Below are 19,950 nucleotides of genomic sequence, written 5' to 3' on the forward strand. Positions count from 1 at the left end.
GTAAGTAATTTCAGCTTCTCCGATACACAATACCGTAAAAAACGTGAAAAAAATGCACCGCACTTTTAACCAATCCGTGCGGTACATTTTTTAGAACGCATTAGTTTTTAAAACGATACTCCGTCCATTGATAATATTCCTCATCGTCTTTCACAATGCCTCCGTAATTTTGCCATTCCGGGTGATTTGGTGTGTCCGGTAAGCATTGAGTTTCCAAGGCAACGCCACTGTAATCAGCGTATTGTGTGCCCTTTCGAGTGGGTGTGCCGGCGAGGAAGTTACCGGTGTAAACCTGTAATGCGGCTTGTGAAGTCAGCACCTCCAAATGCAAATCGTCATTTGGTGAACTCAACAAGACACAAGGTTTTTGCCAGGCCTTGTTCACAATAAAAGAATGATCATAACCTTTGGTGGCTAGCTGTTCGCCTTGCATAAAATCTTGTTGAATCGGCTTGGCAACGCGAAAATCAAAACTTGTGCCGACAACGTGTTTTAACGGCGAATTTGGAATGCCTTCGCTATCTACCGGCAAATAGAAATCTGCATTCAGGCGCAAGCGGTGATGACGAACATCTGTCCCTTCGTCAGCGTTTTCTAAATTGAAATAAGCGTGGTTAGTTAAATTCAATGCCGTATCCTGATCGCTTTTCCCTGCATACTCAATTTTTACCGAATTCTCTTCCGTTAATGTGTAAGCCACCGTCACATCCACATTGCCGGGAAAGCCTTGATCGCCGTCGGCGGAATGCAAGGAAAAACACACGAAATTTTCACCGCACTTTTCTAGTGCCCAACGGTGTTTATCAAAGCCGTTTACACCGCCATGAAGTTGGTGCTTTCCTTGATTGGCGGTTAAGATCACGGTTTTATCATTAAGCGTAAATTGGGCATTGGCAATACGGTTGGCATAGCGTCCGACACTTGCGCCTAAATAGGCTTGCTGAACGGGATACTCTTCCAATTTGCAACCCAGCAAGACTTCACGTAATACACCCTTGACCGGCACTCGGCAAGACGTCCACATCGCTCCCCAATCGGTAAACCGCACTCGCATTCCTTGCGCATTTTGCAAGGTGAAAAGATTAAATGGCAAGCCGTCCGGCGCAGTACCTTGAACATGATGTTCTAGCATACGTGTGCTCCTTGCGAAGCGGTGCAAACATAGAAGTCTTCTTTCAAGCCCGTTTGTTTTTCGTAATTGTCTGCCACGATTTTACGTACGGCTTCCACTTTATCGTGTGGCGCAAGAGCAACAATACAACCGCCGAAACCACCTCCGGTCATGCGTGCACCGCCCCGTTTACCGATGACCAACTGCGCCAATTCCACTAAATAGTCAATTTGTGGCACTGTGATTTCAAAATCATCTCGCATGGAATCGTGCGACTGCCCCATTAATTCGCCAAGACGGGTTAAGTCGTTATGTTTCAAGGCCTCTACCGCGTCCAACACACGTTGATTTTCCGTGACCACATGGCGCGCACGTTTTGCGACCAGCGGATCAAGTGCGGTCAATTCTGCTTCTTTTTCTTTAAATTGTGCCACAGACACATCACGCAAGGCTTTCACGCCGAAAAACGCCGCTGCACGCTCACATTGCTGACGACGGGTGTTGTATTCGCCGGTGACCAAATCATGCGGCACATTAGAGTTCACGATAATTACCGCCACATCGTGCGGCACTGGTGTTGGTTGGGTTTCAAGACTGCGGCAGTCAATCATCAACAAATGATCTTGTTGTCCGAGCGCAGAAATCAGCTGATCCATATTGCCGCAGTTGGCACCAACAAATTTGTTTTCCGCTTTTTGTCCGATAAGCGCAATCTCCGTATGGCTTAAAGGCAAATCGCTCAGCTGCTGACAGAATTTTCCTGTTGCCACTTCTAACGCAGCAGAAGAACTCAAGCCGGAAGAATGCGGCACGTTACCGGAAATCACCAAATCCGCCCCTTGTTTGAAATCAGGGCAGCGTTCTTGAATAAATTTCACCACACCACGCACATAGTTCGCCCATTTTTGTTCACTTTGTGGGATGTCTTTATCTAATGAAAACTCATCAGACAGATCCAAATCGGCGGCATACACATTCCAAACATGATCGTTGCGTTTCGCACCGGCAATCGCCGTACCATAGTTAATGGCGCATGGCATCACAAAGCCATCGTTGTAGTCAGTATGTTCGCCGATGATATTAACGCGACCGGGAGCATACACGGTCAACTCAGGTTGTTGATTATATTTTTGGTTGAAAATGTGTTGGGATTTTTGGATTGGGGTCATGTTTGTGTCCTTTATCTTCAAGTATTGCTCAATCAGCTCCCCTCTTTTGTAAAGAGGGGAATTGGGCGCATTATTTCAGTTTATAGTGAATTTCACTCAACGCACGCAGTCTTTCTGCTGCTTGCTCAGCGGTTAAATCACGTTGGCTTTCGCCGAGCATTTCGTAACCCACCATAAACTTGCGCACAGTGGCGGAGCGTAAAAGCGGCGGATAGAAATGAGCGTGCAGTTGCCAATGTTCATTTTCTTCGCCGTTAAACGGTGCAGCGTGGAAACCCATGGAATACGGGAAAGAGGTTTCAAATAAGTTGTCATATTTGGTCGTGAGTTTTTTCAATATCACCGCCAAATCTTTCGCTTGAGCGTCACTTAATTCCGTTAAGCGTTTAACCTGTGCTTTTGGCAACAACAAGGTTTCAAACGGCCAAACCGCCCAATACGGCACCACGGCAACCCAATGTTCTGTCTCCACAACGATACGTTCCTTGCGGGCCAATTCTTGTTGAACGTAATCCACTAACAGCACGGAACCGTATTTTTCATAGTATTCCCGTTGTGCTTTATCTTCTCTCGCCACTTCATTCGGCAGGAAACTGTTTGCCCAGATTTGTCCGTGTGGATGTGGGTTAGAACAGCCCATCGCGGCGCCTTTATTTTCAAAGATTTGTACCCATTGGTATTTTTGACCAAGCTCACGGAGTTGTTCTTGCCAGACTTTAATGACTTCTTCGATCTCAAGTGCGGTCAATAATGGCAACGTTTTACTATGGTCGGGTGAAAAACAAATCACGCGACTTTCCCCGCGCGCTTGCGAGCTTTGGAATAACGGATTGTCATTCTGCTGCGGTGCTGGCGTGTCTTCTAACAGCGCGGAGAAGTCATTTTTAAACACATAAGGTTTGTGATAATCGGGATTAGGCTCACCGGTAATGCGTTTATTACGCGGGCAAAGATAGCAATTCGGATCATGACTTGGCTTTTGTTCTTCGCTCACTTTTTCTTGTTGCCCTTGCCATGGACGTTTAGCGCGATGAGGAGAAACCAAAACCCATTGGTCAATCAACGGGTTATATCTGCGATGTGGGTGTTCGGTAGGGTCAAAAACAGTTGTCATAATGTACCTCTGTTCAGTTGTATTTAATTTATGAAAACGATTACAAAAAATATGACATAAAATACCACATTGAGCAAAATAAACTGTTAACAAGATCACAAAAACAGATTTTATTCGTGCTTTATACTAAAAACCTTCTATAAATATAAAAAATTTGTGACGAACCCGGCAATTTTAAAAGTAAGCGTTTTCAAATAACATTATTTAAGATTATGATTTGGTAAATTTCAATTGAAAATCAAAAGGTGTTTTATGGCCACGGTAACGATTCGAGATGTCGCAAAACAGGCCGGCGTATCGGTTGCAACAGTATCCAGAGTGCTAAATAACCATCCGTCCACGAGAGAAGACACCCGTCTTGCGGTGCTTAGTGCTGTTGAGCAACTGGATTACCGCCCTAATGCTAACGCCCAAGCGTTAGCTTCTCAAAACTCCGATACTTTAGGTGTCGTGGTGACGGATGTAACGGACGCATTTTTTGCTATTTTAGTAAAATCGGTGGATCACGTTGCCATGGAACACGGCAAAAATATTTTGATCGGCATGGGATATCATCAGGCAGAAAAAGAGAAAGAAGCCATTGATACGCTACTGCGCAAACGTTGTAATTGTTTAGTGGTGCATTCCAAGGCCCTAGATGATCAAACCTTGGCGGCTTACTTAGAAAGTGTGCCCGGCATGGTGATTATTAATCGTTGTATTAAAGACTATGAATCCCGTTGTGTGAGTTTAGATAACCAAAAAGGCACCTACATCGCCACTACCACCTTAATAAAGGCGGGACATCGGCATATTGCTTATATCGGTTCTAATCATCAAATTAATGATGAAGCGGATCGTAAACAAGGCTATTTAGATGCCCTCACAAAACATCACATCCCTGTTGCTGAAAACGCTATCGTACATAGCTCACCGGATTTTGAAGGTGGCGAAGAAGCCATGATTAATCTGTTGAGTTATGACGATAATTTAACTGCTGTTGTCACCTACAATGACTCTATGGCTGCAGGGGCTTTATCCGTGCTAAATGAAAATAACATAAAAGTGCCAAAACAATTTTCTATTATTGGCTTTGACGATATGCCTATCGCCCGTTATTTGGTGCCTAAATTAACAACCATTCGCTACCCTATTGATTTAATGGCAAACTATGCGGCCAAATTAGCTCTTAGTCTGGTAGATAAAACGATTTCTTTGCCGATTAACCCGCAGTTTAATCCGACGTTGGTCAGACGTTTTTCTGTGGAAAACGCCTATCACAGCAGTGAAAAGAGCTAAAATTGTATTATTTTTGTGCTAAAGATGTAATCGTTTTCATAAATGTGAATATGATCACAGTCTTGAGTCGAAAAAAACTGTATCCTACGCGCAATTACCTGAGTAGCGATTGCAGTGTAAAAAGGTAAGAATTGATAATAATTCTTTAAAAATTATCACCTTAAATACCTCTATCCAATTTTAATATAGTTAAATGGAGACTATGCATTATGAAAAAAACAGTTTTAAGTGCAGTTGCTTTAGCAGTCGCTTTGGGCGCAGGCATCAGCGCCGCACAAGCAGAAACCCGTATTGGTGTAACCATTTACAAATATGACGATAACTTTATGTCTTTAATGCGTAAAGAAATTCAAAAAGGTGCAGATCAATTAAAAGACGTGAAACTGTTGATGAATGACTCCCAAAACGCGCAGTCTATTCAAAACGACCAAGTTGACGTGTTACTTTCCAAAGGCGTAAAAGCCCTTGCGATTAACTTAGTTGACCCATCTGCAGCTCCAACCATCATCGGCAAAGCCAAACCGGATAATATTCCTGTTGTTTTCTTCAATAAAGATCCTGGCGCAAAAGCTATCGCATCTTATGATAACGCTTACTTTGTAGGTACCGATCCGAAAGAATCCGGTATTATCCAAGGTGACTTAATTGCAAAACAATGGAAAGCAATGCCGGCATTAGACTTAAACAAAGACGGTAAAATCCAGTATGTTTTATTAAAAGGCGAACCGGGCCACCCGGATGCGGAAGCGCGTACAAAATATGTGGTAGAACAATTACACGCTCAAGGCATTCAAACCGAACAACTCTTCATTGATACCGGTATGTGGGATGCAGCATTGGCGAAAGATAAAGTGGATGCTTGGTTATCCAGCTCTAAAGCGAATGACATTGAAGTGATCATTTCTAACAACGACGGTATGGCATTAGGCGCATTAGAAGCAACCAAAGCACACGGTAAAAAATTACCGATTTTCGGTGTTGACGCCCTACCTGAAGCATTACAACTGATCAAGAAAGGCGACCTTGCCGGTACTGTGTTAAATGACGGTGTAAACCAAGGTAAAGCGGTTGTTGAGTTATCTAACAACTTGGCAAACGGCAAACCGGCTACCGAAGGCACAAAATGGGAACTTAAAGATCGTGTTGTACGCGTTCCTTATGTTGGTGTAGATAAAGATAACTTATCAGAATTCTTAAAATAAATTTGTTTTATTAATGTAAGGGGAAGCGTAGGACAGAACTTATGTCCCTTCCCCTTTATTTATGAGGTTGGATATGACAGCGCAAATTCAAAGTCAAAGCGGAAGCCAAAATCAAGACGGCGAAGTCCTGCTTACCATGACTAATGTCAGCAAGTCCTTTCCGGGCGTAAAAGCCTTAGATCACGCAAACTTAAGCGTCCGTTCGCATTCTGTACACGCATTGATGGGGGAAAACGGTGCGGGTAAATCCACGTTGTTAAAATGCTTATTCGGCATTTACGCTAAAGACGAAGGTGAAATCTTGTTTTTAGGCAAACCCGTGAATTTTAAAACCTCAAAAGAAGCCTTAGAAAACGGTATTTCCATGGTGCACCAAGAGCTTAACCTCGTGCGTCAAACCAGCGTGATGGATAACCTATGGCTTGGTCGTTACCCGCTTAAAGGGCCTTTTGTGGATCACGCAAAAATGTACCGTGATACCAAAGCCATTTTTGATGAATTGGACATTGACGTTGATCCAAGAGAAAAAGTGGCCAAACTTTCCGTTTCACAAATGCAGATGATCGAAATTGCGAAAGCGTTTTCTTATGACGCTAAAATCGTGATTATGGATGAACCGACATCCTCACTCTCCGAAAAAGAAGTGGAGCATCTGTTTAAAATTATTCAAAAATTAAAAGATCGCGGTTGCGGTATTATTTACATTTCTCACAAAATGGATGAAATCTTCAAAATTTGTGACGAAATCACCATTCTACGCGATGGCAAATGGATCAATACCGTACCGGTGAAAACCTCCACCATGGAACAAATCGTGTCCATGATGGTAGGCCGTGAACTCACCCAACGCTTCCCGGAAAAAACGAATGTGCCGAAGGAAGTGATTTTAAAGGTGGAAAATCTGACTGCACTTAATCAACCTTCTATCCAAGATGTCAGTTTTGATTTACGTAAAGGCGAAATTCTCGGTATTGCCGGTTTAGTAGGAGCCAAACGTACTGATGTAGTGGAAGCGATTTTTGGTGTGCGTGAAGTGAAAAACGGCACCATTAAACTGAATGGAAAAACAGTGAAAAATCACACCGCACTTGAAGCCATTAACAATAGTTTTGCCTTAGTGACTGAAGAACGTCGCTCCACCGGGATTTATTCCAACTTGAGCATTGAATTCAACTCATTAATTTCCAACATGAAATCCTATCTCACACCATGGAAATTATTGAGCAACAAAAAAATGCGTAGCGACACACAATGGGTTATCGATTCAATGAATGTGAAAACCCCGTCACACAAAACCTCCATTGGTTCACTTTCCGGCGGGAACCAACAAAAAGTGATTATCGGTCGTTGGTTACTCACCCAACCGGAAATCTTAATGCTCGATGAACCGACCCGTGGGATTGATATCGGTGCGAAATTTGAAATTTACCAATTAATTCAGGAACTGGCGAAAAAGGATAAAGGTATCATCATGATTTCCTCCGAAATGCCTGAACTCCTTGGGGTAACCGACCGTATTCTCGTGATGAGTAACGGTAAAGTTGCCGGTATCGTTGAAACTGCAAAAACCTCTCAAGAAGAAATTTTGCAACTCGCCGCAAAATATTTATAAATAATAAAGGAACAAATTATGAGTGCCTTAGAAAAAAATAAATCATTCGATTTCCTAAAACAAAATGCGATTTATTTTGTGTTGTTGATTTTACTTGGCATCATCATCGCACAAGATCCGACATTTCTTAACTTGGTTAACTTCAGTAACATTCTGACCCAATCCTCCGTGCGTTTAATTATCGCCCTTGGGGTTGCAGGCTTATTGGTGACACAAGGTACCGACTTGTCTGCCGGTCGTCAGGTCGGTCTCGCCGCGGTAATCTCTGCGACCATGTTACAATCCATGGAAAACATGAACCGTGTTTTCCCTGATCTCGGTGAAATTCCAATTCCGGTGGTGATCCTCGCCGTTTGTGCCGTCGGCGCTGTCATCGGCTTAGTCAACGGTTTGGTTATCGCTTACTTAAGAGTAACACCGTTTATCGCTACTATGGGCACCATGATCATCGTGTACGGTTTCAACTCCCTTTACTACGATGCCGTGGGCGGTTCTCCAATTGCCGGTTTCAGCGAAAACTTCTCTACCTTCGCTCAAGGCTTTATTCGTCTAGGATCGTTTAAGCTCTCTTACATCACTATTTATGCGGCAATTTGTGCTTTCTTCGTCTGGGTCATGTGGAATAAAACCCGTTTCGGTAAAAATATCTTTGCTATCGGCGGCAACCCTGAAGCAGCCAAAGTGTCCGGCGTAAACGTCGCACGCAACCTTGTTGTTATCTACATCATCGCAGGTATGTTCTATGCTTTCGGTGGAATGTTAGAAGCCGGACGTATCGGTTCCGCCACCAACAACCTCGGTTTCATGTATGAATTGGATGCTATTGCAGCTTGCGTAGTGGGTGGCGTATCCTTTGCCGGCGGTGTGGGAACGGTTGTCGGCGTTATCACCGGGGTAATTATCTTCACCGTAATCAACTACGGCTTAACTTACATCGGCGTTAACCCTTACTGGCAATATATCATCAAAGGTAGCATCATCATTCTTGCTGTGGCTATCGACTCCTTGAAATACGCGAAGAAAAAATAATCTTCCGATTCATAAAAAATTGAAAAACAGCATAAAAAACGACCGCACTTTATTAAGTGCGGTCGTTATTTTTTGTCATTTGAAAATCTCTTTGAGAACTTACCGATGATGTTTAGTCATCTGATGGTTCAAGCTTCCACGCTTAGACCACAAGGGTACGAATAAAGTTGTCCCTACAAAAAAAGCCTGGATACGGTCACAAAACAGCGATTTCTATTTACATTCACTTAACCATACCCGCAATTTATCTACCTCGCCTTGCCATTCAGTCGCCAACAGATTCACCCAGGTTGCGATATTATCCTGCCATTGTTCTGTATCGGCGTTTTGTGCCTGCGAGGCAATTTCCTGTAAGCGTTTTAAGCCAACGGAAGCCAAGGCGCCTTTGATTTTATGGGCTGAGGAAAGTACATTGCTTTGCTGTTTGGGATCTTGCAAATAGGCTTGGTAGGCTTGTTGTAATTCAATAATATACCCATCCATAGTCTGTTCAAATAATGTTAGGTTATTTTGCACAAAATTCACGCCTAACATTTCCACCAGTTCGCCCAGCATTTTCGTATCAAAATCGGAAGATACTTGCAGCTGTTTGGTTTCAGTAAGCTCAAACTTGGTAATTTCTTCACCGAAATAATCAAACAGACACTGATTCAATTCGTCCAAAGAAAGCGGTTTATGGATGACATCATCCATACCTTGCGCCAAATATTCCTCTTTTTTCTGCACCACATTAGCTGTCAATGCAATTAACGGCGGGAGGAAATCATAGGTGCCGTTTTCATAGTTTTGGCGCAGGTAGGTGGCAATATCAAAACCTGACATATCGGGCAATTGAATATCCAAAAACACCAAATCGTAATAGTTTTGCTCAAATTTTTCGATGGCCTGCGCGCCGGTCATGGCGACATCAATTTGATAACCCAATTTTTCCAACAAGGATTTTGCCACCACCACATTGACTTCAATATCTTCCACCAACAAGATATTCAGCTTTAATGGTAACTTGCTGTTTTCATCCGATGGAGGTAAAGCTTCTTCCGCCTTAAACGTCAACAGGAAGGTAGAACCATGGCCGATCGCGCTGGTAACGGTTAAATCGCCCCCCATTAGCTGTGCGATAGTTTTAGAAATCGACAACCCAATGCCACTACCCAGGGATTTATTGCGATTAGAATTAACCTGATAATACAGCTCAAAGATTTTTTCTAAATCCGCTTCATCAATACCAATGCCGGTATCCGTTACCCGAATGGCAAATTCATTGTCGGTGGTTTGTTCAACGGATAACGTTACGCTACCTTGTTGCGTAAATTTCACCGCATTGGTAATCAAGTTCCATAAGATCTGATTAAGCCGAACACCGTCCAACATCAGCCAGTTTGGCAAGGTTGACGGGCAATTCAAATGAAATTCAAGGCGTTTTTCTTCCGCCATTAATAAGGCGAAATTGCTAATATCATTAAGCAAAGCGTAAAAATCCGTCTCTTTTCGATGTAATTCGATTCGGCGGGCGTCAATTTTTTCCAAATCAATAATGTCGCTGAAAATATGTGACAGTGAAACGGCACTACTATTGATAGTTTTTAAATAATTCTGTTGGTGTTCGGTGGGTTGTTCTTCCAATAAAATTCGGCTTAAGCCAATAATACCGTTTAACGGCGTGCGCAACTCATGACTGATGGTCGTCATCAACGTGGTTTTGTCGCGGTTAATTTTTTCTACTTTGTCTAAAGCCGCGGACAAGCGCTTTTCCGCCAAAAGACGCTCTTCGATTTCTTTTTGCAAATTCTCAACGGAATGGGACAACGCCAAACGGGAGTGCTCCAATTTTTCCACTAATAAGGTAAAAAAATAAATCACGAAAGGCGCGGAAATCATACCGAACACGATAGAACGGAAAAGATCCTGCCAATAAATTTTTCCAACGAAAATGACACTTAAGATAATTTGTGTGCAAAGCGCCAACACGGCCAACACAGTGACACCCAAAACGGAAAAACGAATTTTCCCTAGACGAATCACCCAATCCACATAACGACGGGCAAAATGTTTGATATTTTTCATAGCATTCCGTGACAAAAGAAAAATGATGGCTATTGTACCTTAATTGTACAGCCCTAGCGGGAAAGTTTTGCAAAGACAAAAAAGTGCGGTCGAAAAACACATTGAATTTCGACCGCACTTCTAAGAGAAATTAACCTGAAGGATTAACCGTTGTAACGTTTAAAGACTAAAGTCGCGTTAGTTCCGCCAAAACCGAAGCTATTGGACATCACGGTTTGTAAACCGGCGTTTTCTTTCGTTTCAGTCACGATGTTGCAACCAACGGCTTGCTCGTCCAACGTTTCGATGTTAATGCTCGGTGCGATAAAATCGTTATCTAACATTAACAAGGTATAAATGGCTTCGTGCGCACCGGCAGCCCCTAAAGAATGACCTGTCATAGACTTGGTGGAAGAAATCGCCGGGATTTTATCGCCGAATACGTTTTTAATCGCGCCCAATTCTTTCACATCACCTACCGGAGTCGATGTACCGTGCACGTTAATGTAGTCGATTGGTGTGTCAATGTTTGCCATGGCTTGTTTCATGCAACGTTCCGCACCTTCACCGCTTGGCGCCACCATGTCATAACCATCGGAAGTTGCACCATAACCGACGATTTCCGCATAAATTTTCGCGCCGCGCGCCAACGCGTGCTCTAATTCTTCTACGACAACCACTGCGCCGCCGCCGGCAATCACGAAACCGTCACGGTTTGCATCGTACGCACGGGAGGCTTTGGTTGGGGTTTCATTGTATTTGGTAGACACTGCGCCCATCGCGTCAAATTCGGTAGCGCATTCCCAAGATAATTCTTCTGCACCGCCGGCAAACACAATGTCTTGTTTACCTAATTGGATTAATTCTAACGCGTTGCCGATACAGTGTGCTGAAGTAGCACAAGCGGAACTGATACTGTAACTTACACCCTTGATTTTGTATGGTGTCGCCAAACACGCAGATACGCTGGAGGCCATGGTTTTGGTTACCGCATAAGGACCAACCGCTTTCACACCGCGCGGACCACGCACAGCATCACAAGCCACTAACTGGTTGTGAGCAGAACCTGTGCCGGCGCCAATCACCAAACCGGTACGTTCGTTAGACACTTGTTCTTCGGTTAAACCAGAATCTTCAATGGCTTCTTTCATAGAAAGGTAAGCATAAGCGGCGGCATCTCCCATGAAACGATATACTTTACGATCGATTAACTCGCTTGGATTTAATTTAACGGTACCTGCCACATGGCTACGCATTTTCATATCAATAAATTCAGGCACGATTTCAATACCGGATTTACCTGTTTTTAATGAAGTCAATACTTCTTCTTTGTTGTTACCAATACTGGAAATAATACCTAATCCTGTAATTACTGCTCTTTTCATTCGTTATTCCTTAATGGGTTGGAAAATTGATTTCGACTTACATTTGTTAGCTGAACGCAATTTACTATGAAATCAAAATATTGCAAGCATTAATTATAACGTTAGACCAGTTAGGCAAAATCGGCGTATCATATTAGACACAGAAAACTAACCAAAGGAATCACGCTCAATGCGCTTAGTGACTCATGCCGACATTCATTTCAATCAAGAAAATACGCCAATTTCCGACCAATTTGATGACGTTTATTTTTCTAACCAAGACGGTTTGGAGGAAAGCCGTTATGTTTTCCAACAGGGCAATCAACTGTGGCAACGTTGGCAGAAACATGAACAAGCGTATTTTATTATTGCCGAAACGGGCTTTGGTACCGGGCTAAATTTTTTGGCTGTCACCACGCTGTTTCGTGAGTTTCGACAACAATTTCCACAGGCAACATTACAACGCCTATTTTTTATTTCCTTTGAAAAATATCCGCTAACCACAGAAGCCCTATCGCGTGCTCATCAACATTATCCGCAATTTGCCTCTCTCTCCGCACAATTACAGCAGCATTGGTTGGATCCCATTGAAGGTTGCTATCGTTTTCATTTTGAGGAAACCACGCTCGATCTTTGGTTTGGTGATATTCACGACAATTTGCCACAGCTCGGCGATTATATGCGTGACAAAATCGATGCGTGGTTTTTAGACGGATTTGCCCCGAGTAAAAATCCTGATATGTGGAATGACGCGCTTTATACGCAAATGTATCGTTACACCAAACCGCAAGGCACATTCGCGACATTTACCGCCGCAAGCGCGGTGCGCAAAGGCTTGGAAAATGCCGGTTTCAGCGTTCAAAAGCGCAAAGGTTACGGCAAAAAACGGGAATGCTTGGTGGGCGAAAAAACACTTGAAAAACCGACCGCACTTTTCACCCCATGGTATTTGCCACAACCTGCCCAATTTGAAGGCGTGGCAGATGTTGCCATTGTGGGTGGCGGCATAGCCTCCTTATTTACCGCATTCGCCTTAATGCAACGTAGCGCGAACGTCACCCTTTATTTAGAAGAACCACAGCCGGCGATGAACGCCTCCGGCAACAAACAAGGCGCGTTTTATCCGCAACTGAGCGACGATGACGAACGCAACATTCGCTTTTACATACAGGCTTTCGCTTACGGCTTACAACAATTACGTAACGCCGAAAACCTCATTGAATTTGAACATGAATTTTGTGGTGTGGCACTGTGCGGATATAACGAAAAAAGTGCGGTTAAATTACAGAAAGTTTCACAACTTCAGCTGCCTGAAAGCCTTTATCAACGCCTAAGCCAAGCAGAATTAAGCGCTAAAGTCGGTCTCCCGTTACCTTGTGGTGGCGGATTTATTCCACAAGGCGGATGGCTTGCACCACAACAATTTGTGCAGAATCTGTTTGCTTATTTGCAGCGACACGGGCTCATCATAAAAACATCGCAAAAAGTGACCGCACTTTCCCCTCACAAAAACGGCTGGCTGGTGACAAATGCTGAAAACGACGCGTTCTATCATCAAATCGTCGTCCTCGCCAACGGTCATCAACTGCATGAATTTCCTCAAACGCAGTCGCTACCGCTTTATGCTGTGCGTGGGCAAGTCAGCCAGATTCCCACGTCAGAGCATCTGCTGAAACTGAAATCCGTACTCTGTTACGACGGCTACCTCACCCCTGCCGATCAGGCTAAAACCAGCCATTGCATTGGCGCCAGCCATGTGCATGATTGCGCTGATCGCACCTTTAGCGAGCAGGAACAGCGGGAAAATCAGGAAAAAATCCAAAAGAACCTAGAGGGTATGCCTTGGGTGAAAGAGGTGGATACGTCTGCCAATCTGGCGCGAATCGGCGTGCGTTGCGCCGTGCGCGATCGTATCCCGATGATGGGCAATGTGCCGAATTTTGAACAGCAATGCGTGGATTATAAAAATCTGTTTAACTTACGCCGTCGTAAACAACCAATTCCCTCCGCCGCTGTATTTCCGAATTTATATCTCATCGGTGCACTCGGCTCACGCGGTTTAACCTCCGCCCCGATATTGGGTGAAACTTTAGCTTCGCTTATCTATAACGAACCGTTGCCGCTGAGCGAAGACTTAATTCACCACCTATCCGCAAGTCGTAGTTGGACGCGTAAATTGCTGAAAGGGACGTCTATCACTGAACTTTAAGCAAAAAGGAGACGTTTAAAACGTCTCCTTTTTGCTTTACTCTTAAAGTGCGGTCAGATTTTAAAACGTTTTTAAAAACGACCGCACTTTGCTCTGCGTTGGTTTAACTTACGCCGCCACCATCACCATTGCCGGGCGAATCACGCGACCGTTTAGCAAGTAGCCTTTTTGTAACACAGTGGTAATTTGGTTGCTTTCAAAACCATCTGTCGATTGCATAGAAATGGCTTGGTGTAAATCCGGATTGAAGGTCTCGCCGACAGCTCCCACAGGCTCTACGCCGAAACGGGCTACCGTTGCCAATAGTTCTTTTAAGGTGAGTTCAACACCGTCAAATAAGGCTTTGACGCTTTCATCTTCAGCATTTCTGGGCGTTGCGAGCGCGCGTTCTAAGTTATCAATAGTGTTTAAAACGTCTTTGGCGAACTTTTCTAACGCGAATTTGTGGGCTTTTTCCACATCTTGTTCAGTACGACGACGAATATTGTCAATTTCAGCACGGGTGCGTAATAACAAGTCCTGTTCTTTTTTAGCGGTTTCCGCTAATTGTGCTTCCAGTTCTTGTACTCGGGCAATAGCTTCTTCTAGTGGATCTTCAGTTTGGTTTTGTTCTTGAATGGGTTCTTCTTGTTGAATTTCCTGTTCTAATTCCGGGTTGTTATCTGTTTTTTGCTCGTCTGCCATTGTCATTCTCCATTAAATAAAAGTTGGACGATTATAACAAAAAATCTTACCCCCTGCACTTGCTGGCAAGTCAGGGTGATTGGGTGTAATATAGTGCCCAATTTATTGAATTCAAGTAACGACAAAGAAATATGAATACGCCAAATACGGCCAAACCCCAAACCTTACATACATCATTTCAAACCATTGGACTTGTGGGAAAACCGCGCCATGACATTAACCTGCAAATGCACAAAAACCTATTTTTTTGGTTGTTGGAGCATGGTTATCACGTTTTAGTTGAACAGGACATCGGCAAAAAAATCGAGCTTCCGCCCAAACATTTGGCTTCGTTAGAAGAAATTGGCGAATCCGCTCAGTTGGCCATTGTAATTGGCGGTGATGGCAATATGTTGGGACGTGCGCGTATTTTGGCGAAATATAATATTCCACTAATTGGCATTAACCGTGGCAATTTAGGTTTTTTGACGGATATTGATCCTAAAAATACGTATTCCCAATTGCAAGCTTGTTTGAAAAACGGTGAATTTTTTGTAGAGGAACGTTTTTTACTTAATGCCTGTATCGAGCGAAGCGGTGAAATCATTGCAAGTGGCATTGCCGTTAACGAGGCGGTAATTCACCCGGCCAAAATTGCCCACATGATTGATTTTCATGTGCATATCAACGATCAATTTGCTTTTTCCCAACGTTCCGATGGATTAATTATTGCAACGCCTACCGGTTCAACGGCATATTCCCTTTCTGCCGGCGGCCCTATTCTGACACCACAACTGAACGCCATTGCGTTGGTGCCGATGTTTCCGCACACATTGTCTTCACGCCCGTTGGTGGTGGATGGTAACAGCAAAATTTCCATTCGCTTTGCAGAATACAACACCTCAAAATTGGAATTAGGTTGTGATAGCCAAGTCGCCCTTCCATTTGGGCCTGATGATATTGTGCATATTCAAAAATGTGATTATCCGCTCCGTTTACTGCACCTCAAAAGTTACAATTATTACAAGGTGTTAAGTACAAAATTAGGCTGGTTACGTCACTTTTCTTAAAAATCAACAAAGCCTATTTACTGTACATTAAAACAGTAATATACTGACAAACATACAGTAAAGAGGATTACTTATGTTGACCCAACTCACAATTAATAATTTTGCTATCGTTCGTCATTTAAACATTGAATTAATGCAGGGAATGTCCGTAATTACCGGTGAAACCGGCGCGGGAAAATCCATTGCTATTGATGCCTTAGGGCTATGTCTCGGCCAGCGTACGGAAATTTCCATGTTACGCGAAGGACAAGAGCGCGCCGATATTTGCGCCACCTTTCATATCAACAAAAACAATCCTGCCTATCAATTCCTGCAGGAACAAGAACTGCAAGACGCCGATAATCCGGAAGAATGTATTTTACGGCGTATCATTAACAGTGACGGACGGTCAAAAGCCTTTATTAACGGCATTCCTGTTTCTGCTGCGCAACTAAAAGATATTGGGCAACATCTGATTCAAATTAACGGCCAGCACGCCTCCCAATTGTTATTAAAAAACGAATATCAACTCCAGCTCGTTGATAATTTTTGTCACCACACCGTACTTTTGCAGCAAATGAGCGCCGACTATCAAATATGGCGAAACCTGCAACATCAAGTGAAAACCTTCCAACAAAAATGCGCGGAAAATGAAGCTCGAAAACAGCTTTTACAATATCAAGTCAGTGAACTGGATGAGTTTAATTTAAAAGAGAATGAATACGCGGAATTAGAAGAAGATCACACCCGCTTATCCAACAGCGAAGAGCTTACCCAACTTTCACAGTCGGTCTTGCAATTGTTAAGTGAGAATGAAACGGTGAGTGTGGATTCCTTACTCTATCGCACTACACAACATTTAAACGAATTGTGTGAATTGGATAATCGTTATGCCGAGGTGCAAAATCTGCTACATGAGGCCTTAATTCAAGTACAAGAAGCTACCAATGAAATACAATCGCTAAGCAGTCATATTGAACAAGATCCTGCATTATTAGCCGAAATCGAACAGCGCATGGGTACAGCGGTACAACTGGCACGCAAACATAATATTAAACCGCAAGATTTAGTAGAATTTCATCGTCAGCTAAAGCAGGAATTAGCCCAATTAGTGAATTTTTCTGAAAGTGAAGAAGAATTGATCGCGCAAGAACAGATTGCCCGTGAAAAAATGTTGGAAACAGCAACCGCACTTCATCAAAGTCGTCAAGTCGGTGCACAAAAATTAGCACAATTGGTTACAAGATCCAGTAAACAGTTGGCCATGGAACACGCAGAATTTTTTATTGAGCTACATAGTGACTATGACAAGATCGGCGCAAATGGTGCGGACAATGCGATTTTCACATTGCAAAGTAACTTAGGGCAAACCGCACAACCACTCGCCAAAATTGCTTCCGGCGGTGAGCTTTCCCGTATTGCATTGGCTATTCAAGTGCAAGCCTCCAATCAAACGGCAATTCCAACGTTAATTTTTGATGAAATCGATGTAGGCATCAGTGGCGCCACGGCGAATGTGGTGGGTAAGCTATTAAGAAAACTCAGCGAAAAATGCCAAGTCATTTGTGTCACCCACTTACCACAAGTTGCCTGTCACGGAACACATCATTTCTCCGTAGAAAAATCTACCGTCGATCACAAAACGGAAACAAAAATGACCGCACTTTCAGCTCAACAAAGGGTTAACGCCTTGGCTAAACTGTTAGGCGGTAGCAAAATTACCGACGCCGTATTGGCCAATGCAAAGGAAATGTTAGATGCGGCAGCTTAATCGCCACACGGAATAAAGATAGAGAAAAGTGCGGTGAAATAAAGCAATAGATTTTGAACATTGCTTATGCCGATAGCGCTATGAAAAAACACTAATTTACGGGTAAATTTGTGACTAAAAATTTGAGGTGCTTTTTCTTGTGATGGGTCGATATGCAGATTTTTTATGCTTTTAGTCCTAAAGACAGTATAATTGGGCACTTATTTTATCTTAAGTTGAGTAAATGAAATGCCAATAAATTTTACCCAAATTATTAAAGACAGCTGGAATTTTATTCAAAATGAAAAGCTAATCCTCATAAAACTGATCGGGCTTTATGTTGCCGCCTCTTTTTTAATTGTACTTTTACAATCTGTCCTCCTGCCGGAACAAATCGCCTCAATTGTACTGAATCAAAATGGGTTGCCAAAAAATATTCCCGATGAGTTAATTAGTAACATCATCGTATTTTTCTTAAGCAAACAATTTCTGAATTTGTTCATTGGCGCGTGGTGTTTAGTAACGATTCACCAAGTGAGCCTACGAGCTTTCATGTCCTTGACGAGCAGTTTTGTCACTACGTTAAAACGGATTTTGGGAACAATCCTCCTTAGTTTGTTTATTTTTATTCCTTTGATGATTGGCTTAACGGGAGTTTTTCTCGCCAATCAACAAAACATATCCCCTTCGCCTCTCGCCATGTTTGCCATGATTATCGGTATCGCATTGTACATTCGCTTATGCCTGGCCCCGATTCATTATTTACTGACCGAAAACTCGCTTTTTGAAAGTTGGAAAACCATTTGGCACGCCGGCAAAGGACGTCTTTCCGTTTTATTTATTTTTTGTCTGCTTATTTATGTTGTTATCCCGATGATAGAAAATATCTTGGTAGGTTTATCCATTAACGCATTTGTAGAGATAATCATGATGGTTTTACTTGGATTTATTAATGTCTTTGCCTTGATCATCAGTTATCGTTTTTATACCCTATTCGTTAGCAAAGCTTAATTCTTTATGAAACAATTACTTGAATTTATTCCCCTAATCCTCTTTTTTGCGGTTTACAAATTAGTTGGTATTCGTGAAGCCGCAATCACATTAGTGATTGCGACTATAGTGCAATTCATTATTTTAAAAATGAAATACGGCAAAATTGAAACCCAGCAAAAATTCGTGGCCGGTGCGGTTGTCTTTTTCGGTACACTCACCGCCTATTTCAACGATCTTGAATTCTTAAAATGGAAAGTCACTATTATTTATGCCCTATTTGCGTTAGTTTTGTTGATCGCACAATTCGGCTTCAAAAAATTATTGATTCAACAATTACTTGGCAAAGAAATTGCATTACCTGAACAAGTTTGGAAGAATCTAAACCTTGGTTGGAGCGGCTTTTTCATTTTATGCATGTTGGTCAATATTTATATCAGCCGATATTTATCGAACGATATTTGGGTAGATTTCAAATCTTTCGGTATTATCGGGATGACATTTGTTGCCACCATCATCACCGGCCTTTATATTTATCGCTATTTACCGAAAAGCGAACAAGAACAAAACAAGGAATAATCTTATGTCGCATCAATTAGTAGATACTCAAACCAGACAACAACCACAGGGCACACTATTGCTAAGAACCTTAGCCATGCCGTCAGACACCAACGCCAATGGTGATATTTTTGGTGGTTGGATTATGTCACAAATGGACATGGGTGGCGCCATTTTAGCAAAAGAAATCGCCCATGGTCGTGTTGTGACCGTGGCGGTAGAAAGCATGAATTTTATTCGCCCGGTGACCGTAGGCGATGTGGTATGTTGCTATGGACAATGTTTACACATTGGACGTAGCTCAATTAAAGTTAAAGTGGAAGTTTGGGTGAAAAAAGTTTCCAGCGAACCGATTGGCGAGCGTTATTGTGTAACTGACGCAGAATTCACCTTCGTTGCGGTTGATCAATTTGGCAAACCGCGAACCATTCCGCGTGAAAATAATCACGAATTAGAAGCTGTATTTCCCCCTATTCACACTCAATGATCAGAAGAGGACTCACAAATGTACTATGTTATTTTTGCACAAGACAAACCAAACACCTTGGCTCAACGTTTAGCCGTACGTGAACAACATCTCGCACGTTTAAAACAACTACAAGCCGAAGATCGTTTGCTCACTGCAGGTCCAAATCCCGCGATTGATGATGAAAATCCGGGTGAGGCAGGTTTTACCGGTTCTACCGTTATTGCCAAATTTGACAGTTTACAAGCTGCTAAAGATTGGGCTGCGCAGGATCCTTATGTAGAAGCCGGCGTGTATGGCGATGTAACGATTAAACCATTTAAAAAGGTGTTTTAATACGGTG

17 protein-coding genes are annotated in these 19,950 nt (G+C 42.9%); 11 read left to right on the forward strand and 6 right to left on the reverse strand.

What is annotated here, in order from left to right; genetic code table 11:
* Nucleotides 1-100: 100 nt before the first annotated feature.
* The 3 genes from galM to galT form a co-directional block, all read right to left on the reverse strand.
* The gene (galM, locus tag DK428_RS10720; protein WP_109063887.1) at nt 101-1,132 is read right to left on the reverse strand and encodes a galactose-1-epimerase; all 1,032 of its coding nucleotides are present in this window, start codon (nt 1,130-1,132) and stop codon (nt 101-103) included.
* On the reverse strand, nt 1,126-2,280 hold the full coding sequence (gene galK, locus DK428_RS10725; protein ID WP_109063888.1) for a galactokinase: 1,155 nt from the start codon (nt 2,278-2,280) through the stop codon (nt 1,126-1,128). The genes galM and galK overlap by 7 nt, the downstream gene beginning before the upstream one ends.
* Nucleotides 2,281-2,350: 70 nt before the next feature.
* Nucleotides 2,351-3,394: a galactose-1-phosphate uridylyltransferase gene (galT, locus tag DK428_RS10730; protein WP_109063889.1), complete on the reverse strand. Its 1,044-nt coding sequence runs from the start codon at nt 3,392-3,394 to the stop codon at nt 2,351-2,353.
* A 252-nt stretch (nt 3,395-3,646) separates the two neighbouring features.
* Here galT and DK428_RS10735 point away from each other — a divergent pair, with 252 nt between their 5' ends.
* The 4 genes from DK428_RS10735 to mglC all read left to right on the forward strand — a co-directional run bounded on the left by DK428_RS10735 (nt 3,647) and on the right by mglC (nt 8,515).
* Nucleotides 3,647-4,672, forward strand: coding sequence for a substrate-binding domain-containing protein (locus DK428_RS10735; protein ID WP_109063890.1), 1,026 nt, complete (start codon nt 3,647-3,649; stop codon nt 4,670-4,672).
* A gap of 209 nt (nt 4,673-4,881) precedes the next feature.
* Nucleotides 4,882-5,874 carry a galactose/glucose ABC transporter substrate-binding protein MglB gene (gene mglB, locus DK428_RS10740; protein WP_012771653.1) on the forward strand — a complete coding sequence of 331 codons (993 nt, stop codon included), beginning with the start codon at nt 4,882-4,884 and terminating at the stop codon, nt 5,872-5,874.
* A gap of 73 nt (nt 5,875-5,947) precedes the next feature.
* Entirely contained in the window at nt 5,948-7,486 is a 1,539-nt protein-coding gene (gene mglA / locus DK428_RS10745) for a galactose/methyl galactoside ABC transporter ATP-binding protein MglA (RefSeq protein WP_109063891.1), read from the forward strand.
* Nucleotides 7,487-7,504: 18 nt separating this feature from the next.
* Nucleotides 7,505-8,515 carry a galactose/methyl galactoside ABC transporter permease MglC gene (mglC, locus tag DK428_RS10750; RefSeq protein ID WP_109063892.1) on the forward strand — a complete coding sequence of 337 codons (1,011 nt, stop codon included), beginning with the start codon at nt 7,505-7,507 and terminating at the stop codon, nt 8,513-8,515.
* Nucleotides 8,516-8,728: 213 nt separating this feature from the next.
* On the opposite strand, the gene DK428_RS10755 is transcribed toward mglC, so the two are convergent.
* Both DK428_RS10755 and fabB read right to left on the reverse strand, forming a co-directional pair.
* On the reverse strand, nt 8,729-10,579 hold the full coding sequence (locus DK428_RS10755) for an ATP-binding protein (RefSeq protein ID WP_109063893.1): 1,851 nt from the start codon (nt 10,577-10,579) through the stop codon (nt 8,729-8,731).
* A 143-nt stretch (nt 10,580-10,722) separates the two neighbouring features.
* Nucleotides 10,723-11,943 (reverse strand): beta-ketoacyl-ACP synthase I, encoded by a 1,221-nt coding sequence (gene fabB, locus DK428_RS10760; protein WP_109063894.1) that lies wholly within the window; start codon nt 11,941-11,943, stop codon nt 10,723-10,725.
* A 169-nt stretch (nt 11,944-12,112) separates the two neighbouring features.
* On the opposite strand from fabB, the gene mnmC reads away from it, so the two are divergent.
* Entirely contained in the window at nt 12,113-14,131 is a 2,019-nt protein-coding gene (mnmC, locus tag DK428_RS10765) for a bifunctional tRNA (5-methylaminomethyl-2-thiouridine)(34)-methyltransferase MnmC2/FAD-dependent 5-carboxymethylaminomethyl-2-thiouridine(34) oxidoreductase MnmC1 (RefSeq protein ID WP_109063895.1), read from the forward strand.
* A gap of 108 nt (nt 14,132-14,239) precedes the next feature.
* On the opposite strand, the gene grpE is transcribed toward mnmC, so the two are convergent.
* Entirely contained in the window at nt 14,240-14,815 is a 576-nt protein-coding gene (grpE, locus tag DK428_RS10770) for a nucleotide exchange factor GrpE (protein WP_109063896.1), read from the reverse strand.
* Between the two features lie 131 nt (nt 14,816-14,946).
* Between grpE and DK428_RS10775 the strand changes: the two genes are divergently transcribed.
* The 6 genes from DK428_RS10775 to DK428_RS10800 all read left to right on the forward strand — a co-directional run bounded on the left by DK428_RS10775 (nt 14,947) and on the right by DK428_RS10800 (nt 19,943).
* Nucleotides 14,947-15,864, forward strand: coding sequence for an NAD(+) kinase (locus tag DK428_RS10775; protein ID WP_109063897.1), 918 nt, complete (start codon nt 14,947-14,949; stop codon nt 15,862-15,864).
* 73 nt (nt 15,865-15,937) lie between these two features.
* Complete coding sequence (gene recN / locus DK428_RS10780; protein ID WP_109063898.1) at nt 15,938-17,614, forward strand: DNA repair protein RecN; 1,677 nt, start codon at nt 15,938-15,940, stop codon at nt 17,612-17,614.
* A 228-nt stretch (nt 17,615-17,842) separates the two neighbouring features.
* Nucleotides 17,843-18,604 carry a beta-methylgalactoside transporter gene (locus DK428_RS10785; protein WP_109063899.1) on the forward strand — a complete coding sequence of 254 codons (762 nt, stop codon included), beginning with the start codon at nt 17,843-17,845 and terminating at the stop codon, nt 18,602-18,604.
* Nucleotides 18,605-18,610: 6 nt separating this feature from the next.
* The gene (locus DK428_RS10790) at nt 18,611-19,162 is read left to right on the forward strand and encodes a septation protein A (protein ID WP_109063900.1); all 552 of its coding nucleotides are present in this window, start codon (nt 18,611-18,613) and stop codon (nt 19,160-19,162) included.
* A 4-nt stretch (nt 19,163-19,166) separates the two neighbouring features.
* Nucleotides 19,167-19,628, forward strand: a complete 462-nt coding sequence (gene yciA / locus DK428_RS10795; RefSeq protein ID WP_109063901.1) for an acyl-CoA thioester hydrolase YciA — start codon at nt 19,167-19,169, stop codon at nt 19,626-19,628.
* Nucleotides 19,629-19,646: 18 nt separating this feature from the next.
* The gene (locus DK428_RS10800) at nt 19,647-19,943 is read left to right on the forward strand and encodes a YciI family protein (RefSeq protein ID WP_109063902.1); all 297 of its coding nucleotides are present in this window, start codon (nt 19,647-19,649) and stop codon (nt 19,941-19,943) included.
* The last annotated feature ends 7 nt before the right edge of the window (nt 19,944-19,950 follow it).

The organism is Aggregatibacter kilianii (genome assembly GCF_003130255.1).
Taxonomy (GTDB): domain Bacteria; phylum Pseudomonadota; class Gammaproteobacteria; order Enterobacterales; family Pasteurellaceae; genus Aggregatibacter; species Aggregatibacter kilianii.